This window comes from Gordonia sp. NPDC058843, assembly GCF_042743165.1.
Taxonomy (GTDB): Bacteria; Actinomycetota; Actinomycetes; order Mycobacteriales; family Mycobacteriaceae; genus Gordonia.
In genome coordinates this window covers 95,301-113,499 of record NZ_JBHYNC010000004.1, presented here as the reverse complement: position 1 = coordinate 113,499, position 18,199 = coordinate 95,301, and the positions used below count along the sequence as shown (strand labels likewise).

The window sequence follows — 18,199 nt, the reverse complement described above, 5'->3', positions numbered from 1 at the left end:
CCCCTACGAAGAACGGTCCCCACCCACATGCTCATCAAGCGGATTCGTCGTCGTGGCGCCATCGCGGCCGCCCTGACACTCACGGTCGCCGTCGTCGCGACCGCATGCGGCGGCGGAGGAGGCGATTCGATCGCCTCGAAGAATCCCTCCGACACCCTGGTGGTGGGGCTCTACACGGAACCGACGGCAATCGACCCGCAGCGCGAGTACTTCTGGGAGACCTTCCGTGCGTCACGCAACATCTACGAGCCGCTGGTGCAGGAGGTGCTGTCGAGCGACCAGGGCGTGACGGAGTTGGCCCCGGGCCTCGCGACGACGTGGCGACACAGTCCCGACGCCAGCACCTGGACATTCGATCTCCGCCGCGGAGTGAAGTTCCACGATGGAACGGACTTCGACGCCGCCGCACTCGACTTCAACGTCAAGAGGTTCTCCGACCCCGGCTTCGAGTTCTATGACGAGAAGAGCGCCGCGATGCTCAAGGCGCGCTTCAACGACCTCAAGGGCACCCGCATCGTCGACGATCACACGTACGAGTTCACCTTCAATCGGCCGTATCTGGGCTTTCCCCGTCTGCTCGCCCAGTCCATCGGGTCGCCGCTGATCTTCAGCCCCGCAGCACTGCGGCAGTACGGCAACGACGGCCTGTCCGAACATCCGACCGGCACAGGGCCGTATCGATTCGTCGAGCGCAAGATCAACGACCACATCACGCTCGATCGCTTCGACGGCTACTGGGGTGAGAGTCCCTCGCTCAAGCGCCTGGTGTTCCGGACCATCCCGAACAACCAGAGCAGGCTCGCAGCGTTCCAGAGTGGGGAGATCGACATCCTCACCCGAGTGCAGCCGACCGATGTCGAGCTGCTCGAACGGCAGGGAGCGGTGGTGCCGAAGGGCACTGGGGCGCAACTGGACTACGTGTCGTTCCTCTTCGGAAACCGGTGGGCGCAGAACCCATCGGTGCGCGAGGCGGTCTCGCTCGCCATCGACCGGCAGAGTCTCGCCGACAACATCTACTCCGGTCACGCCCAGCCGTTGTGGTCGTTCCTCAACCCCGGCAACGAGGCCTACGACGCGAACCTCCGGAACTACTCGTACGATCCCGAGCGTGCACGGGCGGTGCTCGACGAGGCGGGCGCCGGCAACGGTCAGGTGTCGTTCAACATCATCGCCGACCTTGCGGGCCAGCCAGAGGCAGAGGCCATCTCGGCAAACCTGAAGGCCGTCGGGATCGACGCGCCGGTCGTCGCACTCGAGCGCGGCAACTACTCGTCACGCATCTCCAACCCGCAGCCCGACGACGGATTCCACCTCGGCGAGTACGGCGGCACCTACCCGGAGTGGGCGCTTGAGGGGTTCAATTCGACCGTCGTCGCCAACGGCGGTGAGCGCTACGTCGACTACCCGGCGATCACCCGTGCCCTCGACGCGGCACGCTACACCGCCGATCCCGCTGTGCGGATCGCGAACTGGCAGAACGCCGACAAGGTCATCGCCGCCGATCATGCGGTGATCCCGACGGTGAACTTCACTCGCTACTACGCCATCTCGCCGCAGGTCCGCGGATTCGTCTGGCCGAGCACGAACTGGTACGACCTCGGCCCGGTGTCGAAGGAAGGCTGATGTCGACGACACTGCTCACCAACGAGACCGCGGCACGGCCCGGTTCGCCGGCGCAACCCGGCGAGCCGGGGGAGGGGCAGCCGGACCGCTGGGCGGCGTTCCGTCGTGCGACACGAAGGCATCGTCTCGCGCTCCGGATCTCTGGCCGTGTCCTATTGCTCGTGCCGGTGCTGTTCGTCATCTCGATCCTGGTCTTCGTGCTCGGCAAGGCCAGCCCGGGTGACCCCATCAAGGCGAGCCTGCACGGTGTGCTCCCGCCCGACGCGGTGGCCGATCTGCAGGAAGCCTACGGACTGAACGACGGTGTGGTGATCCAGTACCTCACGTGGGTGTCGAGTTTGTTCACGGACGGTGGTGGCCGCTCGATCATCAACGGCTCGAGGGTGTTCGACACCTTGGGCACGGCATTCGGCAACACTCTGGTCCTCACCGCGGCGGCGGTTGTGGTCTCGGTTGTCTTCGGGGTGCTGATCGGCACCATCGCCGCGCTGAACCACAACAGGTTCGTCGATCGCGCGATCATGCTGCTGGTGCAGATCGGTTCCAACCTGTCGGTGTACTGGTTCGGGCTGCTACTGATCTGGCTGTTCGCCCTGGAATGGAAGGTGCTGCCCGCCACCGGGATGCGTGACGCTTCCGGGAGCGGGGGAGCCGGCGACCTGATCCACCACCTCATCCTCCCGGCCTTCTCCGCCGCGCTCATCTCCATGCTGATCCTGGCGCGCTTCGCCCGTGCCGGAGTCATCGAGAGCATGGAGTCGGACTACATCCGTACCCTGCGTAGTCAGGGCATGCCGCGCCGGCGGATTCTCCTCAAGCACGTGGGGCGCAATGTCGCGCCGATCATCGTCACCACCACCGGACTCGAGATCGGGACGCTGCTGAGCGGCGCGGTGTTCGTCGAGTTCGTCTTCAGCTGGCCGGGCGTCGGCACCGATTTGATGAACGCCATCAGCGCACACGATTATCCCGTGATCCAGGGCGGCGTCATGTTGGTCACCGTCGTGTTCGTCCTCGTCAACCTCGTCACCGACGTCGTCGGCGACCTACTCGATCCACGGCTGAGGAGCTGACGTGACCCTGTCCGACGAATCCATCGACCGCACTGCCGTTGTCGGCTCCCCGGTCCCGACTCGGGCGCGGCGTCGGCCGGCGTGGACCCGTCATCGGCAACTCGTCGTCGCGGTGTCGGTGCTGGCGGTGGTCATCGTCGTGTCGGCCCTGGCGCCGTGGATCTCGCCCCACGACCCGACCGTCGGCGACCCGGCGTCGCGGTACCTGACACCGGGCACCGAGGGGCACCTGTTCGGTACCGACGAGCAGGGCCGCGACATCGTGAGCCGGCTCATCTGGGGCGGTCGCGCGACGATCGTGCCGACCGCGATCGCCACCTCGGTCGCCGTCCTGATCGGTTCGGTCATCGGCCTGCTCACCGGTTGGTCGCGATCGTGGTTGTCCTCGGCGGTCATGCGCATCATCGACATCCTGTTCGCCTTCCCCGTTGTCATCGTCGCGTTCGCACTGGCCGAGGTGATCGGCATGGGGGTGTGGGTGGTGGCCGCGGCTGTGGTCTTCGCCGCGGTCCCCTACGTCACGCGCATCGTGCACGCTGAGACGCGTCGGCAGCGTGAACTCGAATACGTCGACGCCGCAGTCGGTCTGGGAGCGTCGTCGTGGACGGTCCTGCGGTCGGAGATCCTGCCGAACGTCGGCGCGACCATCATCGTCTACTGGACCAGTCTGATCGGAATCCTGATCGTGCTGGCATCGAGTCTCAGTGCCCTCGGCATCGGCGTCCAACCACCGACCCCGGACTGGGGACGGATGGTCGCAGAGGGCGCCAAGGTCCTGATCTCGGGGAGCCCGTTCGTGGCCATCGTCCCGGGTATCGCGATCCTCGTCGTCGGCCTGGCATTCAACTGGCTCGGCGACGGACTGCGAGACGTACTCGACCCGCGATGGAGCCCTCGATCATGACTGCCACCCACGACGATGTCGCCACGCGCACCACGGAGTCCGGCGCCGCGTCGCTACTACGCGTCGAGCACCTGTCGGTTCGCTTCCCCCACCGCGACGGTGGCGTGGACGCCGTCACCGACCTGAGTCTCGACCTACCCACCGACCACGTTCTGGCGCTCGTCGGGGAGTCGGGATCGGGCAAGAGCGTCACCGCGTCCGCGATCGCCGGTCTGCTGCCGGCGAGTGCCCGGCCGGAGGTGACCGGTTCGATCTCATTGGACGGGCGACAGATCGTCGGTGCGGCGGAGCGTGAACTGAACACACTGCGGGGCAGGAGGATCGGGACCATCTTCCAGAATCCGGCGACCTCGTTCGACCCGTCGTTCACGATCGGCAACCAGCTGGTCGAGCTGATCAGACTGCATCGTCAGTCGAGCAGGGCGGACGCGCGCGAACTGGCCGCGGACTGGCTGGCTCGCGTCGGTATCCACGATGCCGGTCGCGTCCTGGGCAGCTACCCGCACCAGCTCAGCGGCGGTATGCGACAACGGGTCATGATCGCCGCGGCCTGCCTGCCCGAACCCGATCTGTTGATCGCCGACGAGCCGACGACCGCACTCGACCCGACCCTCTCGGTTCACATCCTGGACCTCATCGACGGCCTGCGCCGCGAGCTCGGCATAGCGGTACTGCTGGTGACCCACGACTTCGGCGTCGTCGCACGGCTGAGCGACTCGGTCGCGGTTCTCCGCCACGGCCGCCTCGTGGAGTACGGCGCCACCGCCGAATTGCTCGACGCTCCGCAACACGAGTACACCAGGCGGCTCATCTCTGCGGTTCCCGAACTCTCCGCCGACGCGCACCTCGGCGAGCGCGAGAAATCCAGAACCGCAACCTCCCCGGCCGCGGTGATCTCCGGGGTGTCGAAGGTGTTCACCGCGACCGGCGGGCGGACCGAGGATTTCACCGCGTTGGACAACGTGTCGATCCGGGTGGACCGGGGGCGCACACTCGGGCTGATCGGGGAGTCCGGGTCCGGGAAGTCCACGCTCGCCCGCATTCTGGCCGGGATCGAACCGGCCTCCCGGGGATCGGCGACCATCCACCGCGACGGGGTCGAGATCGAGATCTCGCGGCTGCGGCGTGCCGAACGCGCACGCCACGTCCAACTGGTGTTCCAGGATCACGGCAGCGCATTGAACCCGCGCATCCGGGTGAGCGAGCAGATCGCCCGACCCATCAGCCGGCTCGGCGTCGCTTCCGGTCCGGCGGCGCGGAGGCGTACCGACGAGCTGCTCGATCTGGTCGGACTCGATCCCGCCGTCATCGGCGACCGGTATCCGCATCAGCTCTCCGGCGGACAGCGCCAGCGGGTCGGCATCGCCCGGGCGCTCGGGGTCGAGCCGGCGCTGGTGATCCTGGACGAACCGACGTCGGCCCTGGACGTCACGACTCAGGACGAGATCCTCGAACTCCTCGCCGACCTGCGTTCGACGACATCGGTCGACTACGTGCTCATCGCCCACGACCTCGCTGTCGTACAGGCTTTCGCCGACGACGTGGTGGTTCTGGACGGGGGGCGGGTCGTCGACCGGTTCGAGGCGCGTGACTTCCGTGCCCCGGGCCGGGATCCGGTCACACGTCGCCTCGTCGACGCGGTGTTGTCTCCGAGACCGCCGTCGCGTGGACCGGCTGTCGGTGCGGGCAAGGTGCCGCATACCCGGTGATCGTCGGACCCGCGGCAGCTACCGCTGACAGTGTTTCGTTGAGCTCTCGCGGTGCCTCCTACGCGTCCGCCGCCTTCTGCTCTTGCGGCACGTCCTCCTTTTTCGCCAGCGCACTGGGCCACCACACCGGTCGCCCGATGTCGTAGACCAGTGCCGGGACCAGGAGCGTCCGGACGATCAGCGCGTCGAGGAGAACGCCGAAGGCGACGATGAACGCGATCTGCGCCAGGAAGATCAGCGGAATGACCGCGAGCGCGGAGAACGTCGCAGCAAGGACCACACCGGCGGACGTGATGACTCCGCCGGTGACGGTGAGCCCGCGGAGAACACCTCGGCGCGTGCCGATCTGGAGCGCTTCTTCGCGGACGCGGGTCATCAGGAAGATGTTGTAGTCGATTCCCAAGGCCACCAAGAACACGAACGCGAACAGCGGTACAACCGGGTCGGCACCGGGGAACCCGAGGATGTGGTTGAACACGATCGACGAGATTCCCAGTGTCGCAGCAAAACTCAAGATGACAGTGATCATCAGGAGCACCGGGGCTACGATCGCGCGGAGCAGTGCACACAGGATCAGCAGCACCACGATGCTGACGATCGGGATGATCAGGTTCCGGTCGTGGATAGCGGTTGTCTTCGTGTCGAGGTCGACCGCCGTCGGGCCGCCGACCAGCGCATCGGCGCCGTTCACGTCCCCCATGGCGTCGCGAAGGCGCTTGATGGTTTCCTCTGCGGCCAGTGAATCCGCCGGGTCGGTCAGCGTCGCCTGCAGCGCGACCCGGCCGTCGACGGTCTTGGGTGCGCCGCCCGGATCGCTGACCGGGACGACCTCGGCGACGCCGTCGACGTTCGTCGCCGCACTCTGAACCTGTTGCAGCGATGTGTCGTTGGCGATGATGACCGCGGGCGAACCATCTCCGGCGTCGAAGTGGGCGGAGAGGACCGCTTGGCCCTCCTGTGATTCCACCGGCAGTAGGAAGGTGTCGGATTGCGCGACGCCGTCCGCCTTGAACTGGGGGAGGAAGAGCGCGAAGAGGACGAGGAGCAACGTGGTGGCGACCCAGAATCGGCGAGGATGCCTACCGATGCGGTTCGCCAGAGCGCCCCAGAAACGGTGGTTGCTTCCGTCCTCACGCTTCGCGGACTCAGGGTCGATGACCGGTCGCTTCGGCCAGAAGGCGGTGCGTCCCAGGAGGGTCAGGGCGGCGGGAAGGAACGTCATCGACGCCAGGAACGATGCCGCGATTCCGATGGCGGCAACCGGCCCGAGCCCGCGGTTGGAGTTGAGGTCCGACAACAGGAGGCACAGCACACCGGCGATCACCGTGCCGGCCGAGGCGGCGACCGGCTCGAGGGTCGCGCGCCACGCGGCCCTCATCGCGGTGTACTTGTCGTCGGTCAACCGTAGTTCTTCCCGATAGCGAGACACCAGGAGCAGGGCGTAGTCCGTCGCCGCACCGAACACCAGGATGAACAGGATGCCCTGACTCTGGCCGTTGAGGGTGAGCACATCGTTCGATGCGAGCACATAGACCAGGAGGCTCGCGAGTCCGAGCGCGAAGACGGCGGAGACGATCACCACGAACGGAAGAATGGGGCTGCGATACACCACGATCAGGATCAGGATCACGACCGCGCCGGCAACCAGCAGTAGTAGGCCATCGATCCCGCCGAACGCGGTGGTGAGATCGCCGGCGGTGCCCGCGGGTCCCGTCACGTAGACCGACAGCCCCTCAGGTGGACTGTTCGCGAGTTCTGCACGCAGGGCCTCGACGCTCTCCGAGATCTCACCCGACGAGTCGATCGGCACGATCATCTGAATCGCCTGACCGTCCTGCGAGCGGATCGGCGGAGACGTTCGATCAGAGATGCCGTCGGTGCCGGCGACCTGGGCCACCGCATCGGAGACGTACGTGAGGTCGGCGTCGGTGATGCCACTGGTTCGCTCGGCGACGATCACTGCGGGGATCTCGGAGGAGTCCACGAAATCGGCTTCGAGGCGGGAGACCTCGGTGGCCTCCGCGGACGCGGGCAGGAACGAGGTGTTGTCGTTCGCCTGCACGTCGCCGAGCTTTCCGGCGAACGGCCCGCCGACGGAGCCGAGGGCCAGCCATCCGATGACCAGCAGGGCTGGCAGAATCCATCGCAAGCGACTGACTCGTCGAGCAGAGGTGGGTGGGTTCACGGGGCTTCCGTTCGTTGGTTGCGGCGGTCGAGGGATAGCACCATGATGTTCAGCAGGCTGAACAATTGCAAGTCCGTGGAGTGTGACGGAGAGAATCGGCGGGACGCGATGGACGACGGGATGGACGGGTGGCCGACCGGCCGGCTGCTGTCGGCGGCGGCGAGACTGGTCGAGCATGCCTGGGAAGCGGTGCTTCGGGAATACGACATCTCCAGCGCGGGACTCGTCGTACTGCACGTGGTGAGCACCGGGCCTGCCACCCAGCGCGAGATCGCCAAGAAAGCAAGGGTGACCGACCAGACTGCGAGTCGCACCATCGAGCGACTCGAGCGGATGGGTTATGTGCGCCGGCAGGTCGATCCCGTCGACGAGCGGCGCAAGCACGTGAGTTCGACGCCCGCCGGGACCGAGGTCTACCACGCACTGCTCGAGCGCGAGCGAACCGATCCGGCTCTGATCGCATCCATCGGAGAGTCAGAACCGGAGCTCCGGCGTCTGCTTCTCGAACTGATTCGGGTGCAACGGGATCGGAACGCGGAATCGCCATGACGTCAGGTCAGCGGTCAGCCCGCGTCGCGTGCCGCTTCGAGTCCGGCGACGAGCGCGTCGACCTTCGCCCGGTTGTCGGCCGTCGTCATCAGCCCGACGAACGGCGGACGCGAGAAGGTGAGGGTCACCTGGAGGAGCTGTTCGCGTTCGCCGCCGAACAGCTTCTTCCGTCGGTCGGTCTCCTTGACCTCCGCGGAGACGAACGACGAAGCCGGTAGCCGGGTCTTGGAAGTGCCGCCCCGTAGTTTCTCGAACCAGTCCCCGTCGAGCACGACCGTTTCATTCGACAGACCATGGATCTCGAGCACGTGATACCCCTCCGTCCTGCGGATGTGTCGTGATCACGATATCCGGGGATCGTCGGCGCCGGGGTTTGTAGCGACAATGCGCGCCATATCCGCATTGTCACTACGAGATCAGTCGTGTCGCCGGTCTTTCTTGGTCTGACGGCGGGCGCCGGCCGCAATGGTCGATGCCTCGTACTTCTTGCGGCCGGGCGATTCGCGGGTGGCGTCGGTTCGGATTCGTCCCGCCGATGCCGCCTTGCCCTCAACGTTGTTCTTGTTCTTGTTCTTGTTCTTGCTCGGCTTGCCGACGTCACTATTCGATGCCGGGGTGTCGGTCCGTGCGCGTGCCAGTCTCTCGGCCTTCAGCTCGAGGGCGGCGTCGCGGGATACCCGAGCCAATCGCCGACTCACCCGGCTCAGGGCGTCCTCGAACACCTCCGCTTTGGCGGCGTTGCGGACATTTGCTGCCTTGGCGCCCCCACGGCCGCCTTTGGCCTGGACTTTCTCGGCACCTGCGCGGCGGTACAGTGTGACGTGTTTGTTGCGTGCGCGCCGGATACGGGAATGGAGATCGATCAGTCCGTCCTCGTCGAGACCGGCCATCTGTGATCTCTTGGTTTCCCGGACGAGCACATATTCGCTCTCGGACAGGGAATTCAGCGTCTTCTTCATGCCGGTCCTCGCTCACCTATTGTCCGATTCACTGACCTGATGGTAGTTGCCGACGTCCGCCTCGACTCCGGTTTCCGGTTGAACTCGGTGAATCGACGCTTCCGGGTCAGTTCCCCGCGGGTGTCGGTGGGGAGCCCATGGGTCGGTCGTAGGCTCCCTCGACCAGTGGGCGAAGCCTGGCGTCCTCAGCTTCCTTTCGAGCGGCCGTTGTCCACATCTGCGTGACCATCGGCAGGTAGTAGGTGGCCGGAGACCCGAGGATGTAAGTGGCGTTGCCCTCGACGAAGGTCTTGTTGGCCGGATCATGGAGTCCGATCATGCTGTAGTCGTTGTGCACCGGCCGGCCTTCACCGCGTCCGCCAACAGAATTGGACGCACTGTGGTTGCGGCGAGCGGCGTCGTTCAGCAGATCACGATTGGGTGCATCGGCCCAGTAGTCGTACTGCCGCGCGACGACCTTGACGGTGTAACGGGTGTCGTCGGGGAAGTTGTTGCCGCCGTAGTCCGCCCGGCATCCTCCTTGATTGGCGCAGCCGTTGTACTTCGATTCGAGATCACCGGTCAGCACGAACATCACTGTGGCAGGATCGATGTCGCTGGTGGGGCCGTAGGTGCGTAACCAGTCGTCTTGGACCTGCGCGCCTTGACTGTGACCCAGGACGATCTTCCGCCCCGGGATCTCGTGAAGCATCTCGTTCAGCTTGTCCCGCCCACGGTGGGTGTTCGTGGCGCCCGGGAAGTTGTTGTAGGGCACCTTCACGACGCGATTGGGCGGAGCGAACAATTCACCGCGGAGCCAATTCGTCGGCAGTGACCGGAAGGCAGGGTCGAGAGTCAGGACCGTCGCGCCTCCGGGACCCGGCGCCGCACTGGCGGTGATCGGCGTCCATTGTCCGATCCCGACTGCGAGCGCGAGCACCAGAACGGTCCGCAGAAATCGTTTCATCATTTATTCGCCGCCTCTGAGGAGTCTGACGAATGTCTATCACATGGCAGATCGACGACTGGAGTATCGGATAGAGGGACTGCGGTCCGCATGAACTCCGGCGAGGATTGTTCTGAGGCGGTCAGGTGATCGAAGCGATTGCCTTGTCGGCGGCCGTCGGAGCGAGGTAGTCGATGATGGGCAGCAGGGTGCGTACGGCTGCCGGTGCCACCGAAGTGGGGCGATGCGTGATCGCGCGCACGATCCACTGGCTCGCCTCGTCGACGGTGAGAGCCGGGGTGTTGTCGTATTCGGCTGTGGGCGCGATCATCTCGGTTCGCACCAACGGGAAGTAGACGTTGGTGGCTCGCACCTGCGGGTGTGGTTTCTCCGCGTTGAGACTCCGACCGAAGATGGCCAGCGCACTCTTCGACGCAGCGTAGGCGGAGAACCTGGGAAAGGTGTTCGCCATGATTCCCCATGTGCACACATTGACGATGTGCCCAGATTGACGGTCAACCATGTTCGGTAGTAGTCCGAGTGACAGTTGCACGGGAGCAAGGTAATTCAGCCGGATTGTGCGCTGGTAGTCGTGCAGTCGGTCGGTGGAGTCGAGGATCGTTCGGCGGATCGAATGGCCTGCGTTGTTGACCAGTACGTCGACCGGTTTCCGGCGGAGTTCGTCGATCAGATCGGCGGTCGACGCCTCGTCGGAGAGGTCGCAGAGTTCGTACTCACATCCGGTCTCGTCGGAGAGTGCGTGCAACTCCTCCCGACGTCGTGCCACTGCGATCACGTGTGCGCCACGAGTGGTGAGTTGCCGCACGGACTCGCGGCCGATTCCGGCCGATGCGCCGGTCACCACCACGGTGAGGCCGGTGACGCTGCGTCCTTCACCGGCGATGGCCTCCGAGACGGCGCGGGGCAGGAGGGTGCGGCGTTGCATCGCCATCCCGACGTTCTTGCCGAAAAATGCCTGTAGCTCAGTGCTGATCCTGGTCACCGGTCTCCTTGTGATTGCTCGGTCCTGCGGGCGCTGCATCTGATCCCGGATGAGTACGGCTCACCGCCGAAATCAGTTCATCCGTCACGGATGTCGCGCCCCTGCTCTGCGAACGCCTTGAAGTCCTGCATGTGCTGCTGCGACTGCTTGCGGAAGGTGCTCGGCATCAGGAACCCGACCATCCGCATCATCAGGCTGTCGAATCGGTACTCGCTCTCACTGACCCACAGTGTCTTCTCCGGACCGGCTGGGGTCAGCTGATCGCGGACGACGCTCCACATCCCAGGGCCGAGCATCTCTCGGTCGAAGTGCACGACGGCATTGTCGGGAATATCGAGCAGGTCGACCGGGTCCCGGCGTGTGATCGTCTCGGTGCACTCGAACTCGCGCTTCCCGGATTGCATCACGACCCGCGACGTGGTCCCGAGTTGCCCGTGGATACCGTTCACCGGTTCGTGAATCACCATGCCTCGCAGCCACTTCGGTAGATGTGCTGGATCCGCCAGTAGTCGCGCCACCCGATCACGCGGCAGGTCGACCTCGATCGAATTGGTGTATTTCATCGCGCATGCCCTTCCTGGTGTCCGGCCATGTACTCGTGGAGCGACTCCGGCTCTGCTCGCGGTCGTCCCGATCGGTGTGAGCCACTCAGGCGGGATCGGGTGCGTAGAACTTCGTGGTGGCCTCGACTGCCGCCGCAACCTGCGCTGGTTCGCCACCGGCGGCGAGGTGGGCCTCTCCCCACGCCGCGGCGCTGCGGCGAATGAACTCGCGTGTGTGAGGTGAGTTCTCGAGCTCGTCGTGGTCGGCGCTCTCGCCGTCGGCGATCAGCCGCGCCAGAGCAAGGAGAAACAGGTCCCAGCCGACTCCGCCGGCGCCGGGACCAAACGTCGGGAACAGGGGTTCCTCGACGAATGCTGCATGGACCAGCTCGAACTCGGTGTCTCCTGTCGGGCTCGGAGCGAGGCGCACTCGCACCTCACTCGTGCCGGGCCACGCGTCGGCGTCGGGTCCGTAGAGCCAGGACACCGTGAGGTGGCGTGGCGGATCGCACGCGAGGATCTCTCCGTGCTCGCCTCCCTCCAACTCGAACCTGCCGCCGAGTCGCAGATCGCCGGTGACCGGCTGCAGCCACCGACGCAACCGCTCCGGGTTGGTGATCGCGTCCCAGACGTCGTCGATGTGTGCCGCGTATCGTCGACGCAACTCGACGGTATGAGCATCGCCGGCGGGTAGGGTGCCTTTGCCCATCTTGCGACGGGCCGCGGCGAGTTCATCCAAGATGTCTCTCATCTCGTGCTCCTCGTGTCGTCGGATCGATCCCGTGTGGTCCCGCACCGGATTCGACCGGAGGCGGGCGATCGCCACCGCGCGGAGACCGGGCGGCGCGCTTACCTCTTGCCAGCTCGGTTTCCAGGGCGTCGAGGCGTTGATCCCAGAGCCGGCGAAACCCCGCCAACCACACGTCGACTTCGCGTAGTGGCGCAGGCTCGACGGCGTAGAACCGTCGGGTTCCCTCGGCGCGCACGGTCGCGAAGCCGTTGTCGCGCAGCACACGCAGATGCTGGGAGACGCCGGGCTGCGAGAGACCGAACTCGGCTCGGATCACCTCGGTGATCGCACCGGAGGTCCGCTCGCCATCGGCGAGCAGTTCCAGGACTCGCCGGCGAACCGGATCGCCGAGGATGTCGAAGGCGTGCACGCCGCAACTTTACCAGCATTGACTTATATAAGCAGCAACGAGGAAATGGGTCGGCCATTGTCATGTGCGCGTGCTGCGGCGGCTCGTCGAGTTGACGCGTTCGGGATCATGTAGTCATGGAGAACCAATATGAGGCCTGGCCCGCGCTACCAGTGGATTCGTGGATCGACACCAGGGACACGGTGCAGTTGTGGACGCAGATCGTCGGCAAGACGCGTCTGGCTCTCGGTCCGGAGGTGAATCACTGGTGGGGTGTGCCGCTGTATGTGGATGCGCGGGGTCTGACCACGTCACTCATGGCCGTCGGGACCCGCGGTCTCGAGATCCGCTTCGACTTTCTGGATCACGAGTTGATCATCCTCGTGACCGACGGCGAGGTTCGACGGATGAAGCTCGAACCGCGGACGGTCGCCGACTTCTACGCCGAATACACCGGCCACCTGACTGACCTCGGTTTCGACATCGGCATCGTCGGAACTCCTGTGGAACTGCCCGATGCGACGCCGTTCGCCGAGGACAACTCCCACGCTTCCTATGACGCCGAGGCGATGTCCCGATTCTGGCGGTCACTCGTGAGCGCGCATCGCGTGCTGTCGACGTTCCGAGGCGAGTTCCGGGGCAAATCCTCGCCCGTGCACTTTTTCTGGGGTGCCTTCGACCTGGCGGTCACCCGCTTCTCTGGACGTAGTGCACCACAGCATCCCGGTGGAGTGCCGAACTGTCCCGACTGGGTCATGCACGAGGCGTACAGCGACGAGGTGTCGAGTGCAGGATACTGGCCGGGCGGAGCCGAGGAAGGCGCCTTCTACGCCTACGCGTACCCGCATCCCGAGGGCTATGACACCCACCCTGCGGTCGAGGCTCCGGCGCACTGGGATGCCGCGCTGGGGGAGTACGTGTTGCCGTATCACCTCGTGCGCCAATCGCCGGATCCGGACGCCATGGTTCTGAAGTTCCTCCAGCAAACTCATCAGGCGGCGGCGGAGACCGCGGGCTGGGACTAGGCCCGACCGGTCAAGCCCGCGTCTGCACGTGGGGTGGCGGCGCGCTCTGGTCTCGATCGATTCCATGGCTGGCCGCCTATTCGACGAGCAGTGAGTCCAGCGTCTCGAAGGCCGCGCGCCAACCGGCAGCCGCGTACTCGTACTGCTCATCCGAGAGGTTTCCGCCGGTTTGGCTGAATCGAAGCTCGGTACCCGCATCGACGGCGATGAAGTCCGCGGTGAGAGTCTCACGCTCATCGCCGGGCTCGTCGGTCATCGTCAGGACGAGCCTGCTCGGTCGTCGGACTTCGACATATTCGCCACGCCACTGGAATTCGGGGATTCCGTCCCCGATGATCATCGTTGCGGCCCATGTGCCCCCGGGTCGGGCATCGAGCGTCACCGACTCGATGGGCACCTCGTTCGCGCTACCTCCGAACCAGGTCGCGAAGAGCGTCGGGGTGGTCCACGCGTCGAATACGACATCGGGAGAGGCGACGAAGGTGTGGGTGAGGGTCGCCCCGGTCGTGTCGGTCATCGTGAGCCTGCCTTCTGGTCGGTGATGTCTGGGACATCGGAGCCTCGGTGCGGACGGCGTTGTCCGCACCGAGGTAGACCTTCGGAGGTGCCAGAACTCATCGGCACGCTCAGCCGCACGGGGTGGGGCAGCGATCGAGCCGGAGAAGTCGCCCGCAAACTGTCCCGTTTTCGTCCTAGTGTCGAACCACGGAGGGTTCGGGTGACACCGAAACCGCCGGTGCGTCCGACCGATTCGTAGGCGTCACCTTGCTTCGCAGACGATCGAGAAGAGACTGCGCAGTGAGCTTGCCGGGGCCGATGACCACGAGGATCAGGAGCATCCAGCAGAAGAGCGCCGAGGACTCGCCGTCGTTCTGAATGGGCAGCAGGCCGTCGCCCTGGTGCTTCCAGAAGTAGGCCACGGCCATGCTTCCCGCGCTGACGAATGCCGCCACTCGGGTCCCGACGCCGGTCATCATCAGTAGTCCTCCGACCACCTGGATCGCGGCAGCCCACCACGACGGCCATGCGCCGAACTCTGCAGTCGCGCCCCCGTACGGCTCGACAGGCCAGGCCCACAATGTGGTTGTGCCATGGCACAAGAAGAGAAAACCGATGACGATGCGATAGACACCGATCACCCACGGTCCGGCACGCTCAGTTAAGGCAAGCATTGCCTAACTATTGCACGGGCGTGCCTGTTTCCGATCTGTGTAGCGACCCACATCACACGCTGTCGGCCGGACCCTGCGGCGTAGTTTCTGTGGCAGCGAGGGGAATGAGTCAGTCGAGCGCAGCAGGTGGCGGTGTTCGGCGGGGCATCGGACCTATGCTGAATCGGGAGGTCACGCTGTGAGCACGCAATTCGTGAGCGATACCGAGTTCGGTGACATAGTGATCGAACGAAATAGAACGGCCGGGACGGTGACGTTGCAGGGAGTGCTCGTCCCGGACGCCGTTCTGACCCGGACAGGGTCGACGACGCGATCGGACGTCCCGATCGGAACACGCGAGGCCATCGATCTGAGGCTGACGCTGGGTGGCTCGCCTGTCACGCTTCTGCCATCGAGGGGCAGATGGTCGAGAAGGTCATATCGCATCCTTGTGAAGTCTGCCGACAGTGCCTGGCTGTTCACTGCGGCGACCCCCTACGAGCACCGCCTGGTTCGCGGCGAAAAGTACAAGGGCAGCAACGAGATCGGCCTCTTCAAGGCAACCGGTGAAGACGTCGCGGCCGAGTGGTCAGAACAGGTGCGCGTCGCTGGGAGGGTCGTTGTGGAAGCGCCGGCTCCGACGGCGGAAGACTGTTCCCTGGGCTATCTGCTCGCCGCGTCATTCGGCACGGGCGCCAGACTGCTCGTCCCAGCGGTCCTCGAAGGAATCGCGGAGGGGTTGTTGCCGGGCTGACGGAGTCGCCACTGATTGACGGACGTGGATCGTGCTGTGCTCCGCACGCCCCTCGAGCGATCGCTGGCAGAGACACGTTCTTCACACCCGGGTTGAGTCGGCGTTCACCATCAGGTCGATCCCGGCCGCTCACGTGTGCGGACCGACGATGATGCCCGAGCCCTCGGCGGCGATGCCGTGGACAGTTGGAGACCTGTGCGAGCATCGGACAGATGAACCGGGTCAAACGATGGACGTGGTGTGCGGTTCTGGCGCCCATCCTGCTGCTGGTGGTCGGTTTCGCGGCCATGGCAGTGCTCAACGAGGTCGCCAATCCATCATCCGCGCTCGATGTGACCGCCAACTGGGCGCTTCTGATGGTGCTCGGCGCGTTCTTCTACCTGCCGGCGCTCGTGGCCACAGCGCTCGCCGTCGCGGCTATCGCCGCCCTCCCGTTGGTCGGCAGGGTCATCGCCACCATCGGGTTGTTGTGGACTTCCGTGGTGTGGGCGGTTGCGGTGACCGACACCGCACGCATGACATTCGATCCGCAGCCGTACGACGAATACGGTTGGGCGGCAACCCTTACGGCTACCGAGTTACTTGTGTTCGCCGTGCCCTATGTCGCCATGCTGCTGGTCAATTCGGTCACGATCTGGGCGTTGTGGCGGCCACCGGTACGCAGCCGTTGCCCCGTAGCTGCAGACGGCGGGTGATCAGCGGTGGGGGAGGTGATCCTGCCCGATGGTCATCCGCGGCCAGGGCGGTTGCCGCAGGACCGCGGCCGATCCCAGCGCGGCTGCGACCAAGCCGGTGATCACTCCGATGAGCGCCACTCGGCCGCTGTCGACAGCCGGGGTCCAGGTCGTAGCGCCGTCGGTCACCGTGTACGCGCCCACGGCGGTTGGCCGGCCGCGAAACCCTCGGCGTGACACCGGGATCATCGTCGTGCGCTCGTCGATGGTGATCGGATCGTCGAAATACGTGCCTCGACCGGCGGCCGGCTCCCTACTCGACATCGGATCTCCTTCACGGTCGGGGAGAGGTGGTCTGGGTGGGACCAGTATCTGATGCCGGGCCGTCATGCGCTCGGGAACGCACCGGTTGGTGACCATCGACAACGAAGCGTACGGTGCCGCGCGATCTGCGACGATGGTCTGATGATGCATCACACCCTCGATCACGTGGATTCGTGATGAGCCACTTCTCGGTACCCACATTGCTGAGATCGTCTCTGCGGGTTCGCAGTACGTTTCGTCGCGGCATGCTGACGGCCGAACTGCGGATGAACGTGCCCCCGGAGGCGGTGTGGGCAACCATCGTCGATGTGCACGACTGGCCCCGGTGGGGCCCCACCGTCTCGGGAGCGCTGGTGGAAGGTGGCGGCGGGTTGGCGTTCGGGACGAGGGGGACCGTTACGACCATTGCAGGAGTGTCGCTGCCCTTCGAGATCACCGAGTTCGAGGAACGACGGTTGTGGGCGTGGAAGGTGGCCGGAGTGAATGCGACGCGTCACGAGGTGATCCGAGTGCCGGGTGGATGCGTTCTCAGCTTCGGCGCGCCGGTGTGGGCGATGGGATATCTGCCGGTGCTGGCTGTCGCCCTGCCGCGCATCGAGCGGATCGCCTCAGAGAAATCGAATCGAACGTGACTAGGTCACGCGGACAACATCGCTACCAACCGGGTTCCTCCACGCGCCGTTCCGGTCGTGAGAACCCCTCGTACCCAGAACGATAACCGATACACTCACGTCCAGCCGGCGCCTGCTCACGGCCGCCGAACGGTGGTGATATCGGAGGCTGGCGTATGGCGGAGAGCGGTAAACGATCGGGGTGGGTCAAGGCTTCGGCGATTGTTGTCGGCCTGACGATTGTCTATGTCGCCGTGCTGGCGGCGTACGCCGCAGGTGATAGCGGCGACGATTCGGATATACGCAGACCTGCGGCGAATGGTGTCCTGGTGTACGTCGACATCGACGCCGTGAACGGCGCCGCCTTCGAGATCGACGGGCACGTGTCGGTCTACGCCGGCGGCGAGCTGCTCGATGCTCGGGGAGACCTCAAGGAGGATCTGACCATCGACGTCTCACCGCTCGTCTCATCCACCGATCTGACGTTTGCTGCCGGTAGTCGCCCGGGCACCTTGCCGGTGTCGTTGTACAGCGACGGCGACATCCGGCTGTGGCCATTCGACAGCTATGTATCGGAGTCGGTCTCGGTACAGGCGTACGGTCCGAACGACGCGGAGTTGCCGACAGAGGCCGCCCTCACCGATTCCCTCATCGGTTGGGATGTCAGAGCGGCCGGCAGCGCCTCTGCCGGTGGGCAGGCATTCACGATCACCTCGTCGAGGACGGCCGGATCCCTGACGTTCGATCTCGCATTGTGCGTGATGCTGGTGATCCTGCCGATCTGCACATTGTTTGTCTCGATCCAAACGGTGCGGCGCCGCAAGGCGTTCCAGCCTCCGATGGTCACCTGGTTCGCGGTGATGCTGTTTGCCGTGCTACCTCTTCGCAACATCTTTCCGGGTACGCCCCCGTTCGGGTCGTGGGTCGACTACTCGGTGGTGCTGTGGGTTCTCGGCGGCCTTGTCGCGTCGCTGGCGCTGTACGTGATCGCCTGGTGGAAGCAGGCTCCCTGACGCGATCTTCGATGCGGCCAGGTCGACTCCACCCGC

The 18,199-nt window shown here is 65.2% G+C and carries 21 protein-coding genes; 10 read left to right on the top strand and 11 right to left on the bottom strand.

The genetic code is table 11. The features are described 5' to 3' along the window. Positions 1 to 27 precede the first annotated feature (27 nt). The 4 genes from ACFW3F_RS04615 to ACFW3F_RS04600 are packed head-to-tail and all read left to right on the top strand — an operon-like array spanning position 28 to position 5,309. A complete protein-coding gene (locus ACFW3F_RS04615; protein ID WP_388054766.1) occupies positions 28 to 1,623 on the top strand; it encodes an ABC transporter substrate-binding protein in 1,596 nt (531 codons plus the stop codon). Further along, complete coding sequence (locus ACFW3F_RS04610) at positions 1,623 to 2,696, top strand: ABC transporter permease (RefSeq protein WP_388054764.1); 1,074 nt, start codon at positions 1,623 to 1,625, stop codon at positions 2,694 to 2,696. Before ACFW3F_RS04615 ends, ACFW3F_RS04610 begins: the two co-directional genes overlap by 1 nt. 1 nt (position 2,697) lies before the next feature. Beyond that, on the top strand, positions 2,698 to 3,600 hold the full coding sequence (locus ACFW3F_RS04605; RefSeq protein WP_388054762.1) for an ABC transporter permease: 903 nt from the start codon (positions 2,698 to 2,700) through the stop codon (positions 3,598 to 3,600). Further along, on the top strand, positions 3,597 to 5,309 hold the full coding sequence (locus ACFW3F_RS04600; protein WP_388054760.1) for an ATP-binding cassette domain-containing protein: 1,713 nt from the start codon (positions 3,597 to 3,599) through the stop codon (positions 5,307 to 5,309). Before ACFW3F_RS04605 ends, ACFW3F_RS04600 begins: the two co-directional genes overlap by 4 nt. 58 nt (positions 5,310 to 5,367) lie before the next feature. Here the strand turns inward: ACFW3F_RS04600 and ACFW3F_RS04595 are convergent, their stop codons facing one another. Then, complete coding sequence (locus ACFW3F_RS04595) at positions 5,368 to 7,494, bottom strand: MMPL family transporter (RefSeq protein ID WP_388054758.1); 2,127 nt, start codon at positions 7,492 to 7,494, stop codon at positions 5,368 to 5,370. A 108-nt stretch (positions 7,495 to 7,602) separates the two neighbouring features. On the opposite strand from ACFW3F_RS04595, the gene ACFW3F_RS04590 reads away from it, so the two are divergent. Then, the gene (locus tag ACFW3F_RS04590; RefSeq protein WP_064570286.1) at positions 7,603 to 8,043 is read left to right on the top strand and encodes a MarR family winged helix-turn-helix transcriptional regulator; all 441 of its coding nucleotides are present in this window, start codon (positions 7,603 to 7,605) and stop codon (positions 8,041 to 8,043) included. Positions 8,044 to 8,057: 14 nt separating this feature from the next. Here the strand turns inward: ACFW3F_RS04590 and ACFW3F_RS04585 are convergent, their stop codons facing one another. The 7 genes from ACFW3F_RS04585 to ACFW3F_RS04555 all read right to left on the bottom strand — a co-directional run bounded on the left by ACFW3F_RS04585 (position 8,058) and on the right by ACFW3F_RS04555 (position 12,632). Next, positions 8,058 to 8,351, bottom strand: a complete 294-nt coding sequence (locus tag ACFW3F_RS04585) for a hypothetical protein (protein ID WP_064570151.1) — start codon at positions 8,349 to 8,351, stop codon at positions 8,058 to 8,060. Between the two features lie 108 nt (positions 8,352 to 8,459). Continuing rightward, on the bottom strand, positions 8,460 to 9,002 hold the full coding sequence (locus ACFW3F_RS04580; RefSeq protein ID WP_388054756.1) for a hypothetical protein: 543 nt from the start codon (positions 9,000 to 9,002) through the stop codon (positions 8,460 to 8,462). Positions 9,003 to 9,108: 106 nt separating this feature from the next. After that, a complete protein-coding gene (locus tag ACFW3F_RS04575) occupies positions 9,109 to 9,951 on the bottom strand; it encodes a PE-PPE domain-containing protein (protein WP_388054754.1) in 843 nt (280 codons plus the stop codon). A gap of 118 nt (positions 9,952 to 10,069) precedes the next feature. Continuing rightward, positions 10,070 to 10,873 carry an SDR family NAD(P)-dependent oxidoreductase gene (locus ACFW3F_RS04570; protein WP_388054970.1) on the bottom strand — a complete coding sequence of 268 codons (804 nt, stop codon included), beginning with the start codon at positions 10,871 to 10,873 and terminating at the stop codon, positions 10,070 to 10,072. A gap of 134 nt (positions 10,874 to 11,007) precedes the next feature. Further along, positions 11,008 to 11,493 (bottom strand): SRPBCC family protein, encoded by a 486-nt coding sequence (locus tag ACFW3F_RS04565; protein ID WP_388054752.1) that lies wholly within the window; start codon positions 11,491 to 11,493, stop codon positions 11,008 to 11,010. A gap of 85 nt (positions 11,494 to 11,578) precedes the next feature. Then, the gene (locus ACFW3F_RS04560; protein ID WP_388054750.1) at positions 11,579 to 12,223 is read right to left on the bottom strand and encodes an SRPBCC family protein; all 645 of its coding nucleotides are present in this window, start codon (positions 12,221 to 12,223) and stop codon (positions 11,579 to 11,581) included. After that, entirely contained in the window at positions 12,204 to 12,632 is a 429-nt protein-coding gene (locus ACFW3F_RS04555; RefSeq protein WP_388054748.1) for an ArsR/SmtB family transcription factor, read from the bottom strand. The genes ACFW3F_RS04560 and ACFW3F_RS04555 overlap by 20 nt, the downstream gene beginning before the upstream one ends. Positions 12,633 to 12,748: 116 nt before the next feature. On the opposite strand from ACFW3F_RS04555, the gene ACFW3F_RS04550 reads away from it, so the two are divergent. Then, positions 12,749 to 13,636 (top strand): DUF5996 family protein, encoded by an 888-nt coding sequence (locus tag ACFW3F_RS04550; RefSeq protein WP_388054746.1) that lies wholly within the window; start codon positions 12,749 to 12,751, stop codon positions 13,634 to 13,636. A 76-nt stretch (positions 13,637 to 13,712) separates the two neighbouring features. On the opposite strand, the gene ACFW3F_RS04545 is transcribed toward ACFW3F_RS04550, so the two are convergent. Together ACFW3F_RS04545 and ACFW3F_RS04540 are read right to left on the bottom strand one after the other, a co-directional pair. Then, positions 13,713 to 14,153, bottom strand: coding sequence for an SRPBCC domain-containing protein (locus ACFW3F_RS04545; protein ID WP_064570156.1), 441 nt, complete (start codon positions 14,151 to 14,153; stop codon positions 13,713 to 13,715). 175 nt (positions 14,154 to 14,328) lie between these two features. Next, entirely contained in the window at positions 14,329 to 14,808 is a 480-nt protein-coding gene (locus ACFW3F_RS04540) for a DoxX family protein (protein WP_388054744.1), read from the bottom strand. A gap of 178 nt (positions 14,809 to 14,986) precedes the next feature. Here ACFW3F_RS04540 and ACFW3F_RS04535 point away from each other — a divergent pair, with 178 nt between their 5' ends. Next, complete coding sequence (locus tag ACFW3F_RS04535; protein ID WP_064570157.1) at positions 14,987 to 15,541, top strand: hypothetical protein; 555 nt, start codon at positions 14,987 to 14,989, stop codon at positions 15,539 to 15,541. A gap of 212 nt (positions 15,542 to 15,753) precedes the next feature. Next, a complete protein-coding gene (locus ACFW3F_RS04530; RefSeq protein ID WP_388054742.1) occupies positions 15,754 to 16,236 on the top strand; it encodes a hypothetical protein in 483 nt (160 codons plus the stop codon). Here the strand turns inward: ACFW3F_RS04530 and ACFW3F_RS04525 are convergent, their stop codons facing one another. Continuing rightward, complete coding sequence (locus ACFW3F_RS04525; RefSeq protein ID WP_388054740.1) at positions 16,237 to 16,539, bottom strand: hypothetical protein; 303 nt, start codon at positions 16,537 to 16,539, stop codon at positions 16,237 to 16,239. A 245-nt stretch (positions 16,540 to 16,784) separates the two neighbouring features. Between ACFW3F_RS04525 and ACFW3F_RS04520 the strand changes: the two genes are divergently transcribed. Further along, on the top strand, positions 16,785 to 17,171 hold the full coding sequence (locus tag ACFW3F_RS04520) for an SRPBCC family protein (protein ID WP_388054738.1): 387 nt from the start codon (positions 16,785 to 16,787) through the stop codon (positions 17,169 to 17,171). A gap of 155 nt (positions 17,172 to 17,326) precedes the next feature. After that, positions 17,327 to 18,163 carry a DUF4436 family protein gene (locus ACFW3F_RS04515; protein WP_388054736.1) on the top strand — a complete coding sequence of 279 codons (837 nt, stop codon included), beginning with the start codon at positions 17,327 to 17,329 and terminating at the stop codon, positions 18,161 to 18,163. Positions 18,164 to 18,199 lie beyond the last annotated feature (36 nt).

Excerpts from the sequence above, each read along its gene's own strand:
- ACFW3F_RS04565 (WP_388054752.1), bottom strand. The coding sequence starts at position 11,493 with ATGAAATACACCAATTCGATCGAGGTCGACCTGCCGCGTGATCGGGTG.
- ACFW3F_RS04545 (WP_064570156.1), bottom strand. The coding sequence starts at position 14,153 with ATGACCGACACGACCGGGGCGACCCTCACCCACACCTTCGTCGCCTCT.
- ACFW3F_RS04610 (WP_388054764.1), top strand. The coding sequence starts at position 1,623 with ATGTCGACGACACTGCTCACCAACGAGACCGCGGCACGGCCCGGTTCG.
- ACFW3F_RS04550 (WP_388054746.1), top strand. The coding sequence starts at position 12,749 with ATGGAGAACCAATATGAGGCCTGGCCCGCGCTACCAGTGGATTCGTGG.
- ACFW3F_RS04560 (WP_388054750.1), bottom strand. The coding sequence starts at position 12,223 with ATGAGAGACATCTTGGATGAACTCGCCGCGGCCCGTCGCAAGATGGGC.
- ACFW3F_RS04540 (WP_388054744.1), bottom strand. The coding sequence starts at position 14,808 with ATGCTTGCCTTAACTGAGCGTGCCGGACCGTGGGTGATCGGTGTCTAT.
- ACFW3F_RS04530 (WP_388054742.1), top strand. The coding sequence starts at position 15,754 with ATGAACCGGGTCAAACGATGGACGTGGTGTGCGGTTCTGGCGCCCATC.
- ACFW3F_RS04590 (WP_064570286.1), top strand. The coding sequence starts at position 7,603 with ATGGACGACGGGATGGACGGGTGGCCGACCGGCCGGCTGCTGTCGGCG.
- ACFW3F_RS04570 (WP_388054970.1), bottom strand. The coding sequence starts at position 10,873 with ATGCAACGCCGCACCCTCCTGCCCCGCGCCGTCTCGGAGGCCATCGCC.
- ACFW3F_RS04575 (WP_388054754.1), bottom strand. The coding sequence starts at position 9,951 with ATGATGAAACGATTTCTGCGGACCGTTCTGGTGCTCGCGCTCGCAGTC.
- ACFW3F_RS04580 (WP_388054756.1), bottom strand. The coding sequence starts at position 9,002 with ATGAAGAAGACGCTGAATTCCCTGTCCGAGAGCGAATATGTGCTCGTC.
- ACFW3F_RS04520 (WP_388054738.1), top strand. The coding sequence starts at position 16,785 with ATGCTGACGGCCGAACTGCGGATGAACGTGCCCCCGGAGGCGGTGTGG.
- ACFW3F_RS04600 (WP_388054760.1), top strand. The coding sequence starts at position 3,597 with ATGACTGCCACCCACGACGATGTCGCCACGCGCACCACGGAGTCCGGC.
- ACFW3F_RS04615 (WP_388054766.1), top strand. The coding sequence starts at position 28 with ATGCTCATCAAGCGGATTCGTCGTCGTGGCGCCATCGCGGCCGCCCTG.
- ACFW3F_RS04525 (WP_388054740.1), bottom strand. The coding sequence starts at position 16,539 with ATGTCGAGTAGGGAGCCGGCCGCCGGTCGAGGCACGTATTTCGACGAT.
- ACFW3F_RS04515 (WP_388054736.1), top strand. The coding sequence starts at position 17,327 with ATGGCGGAGAGCGGTAAACGATCGGGGTGGGTCAAGGCTTCGGCGATT.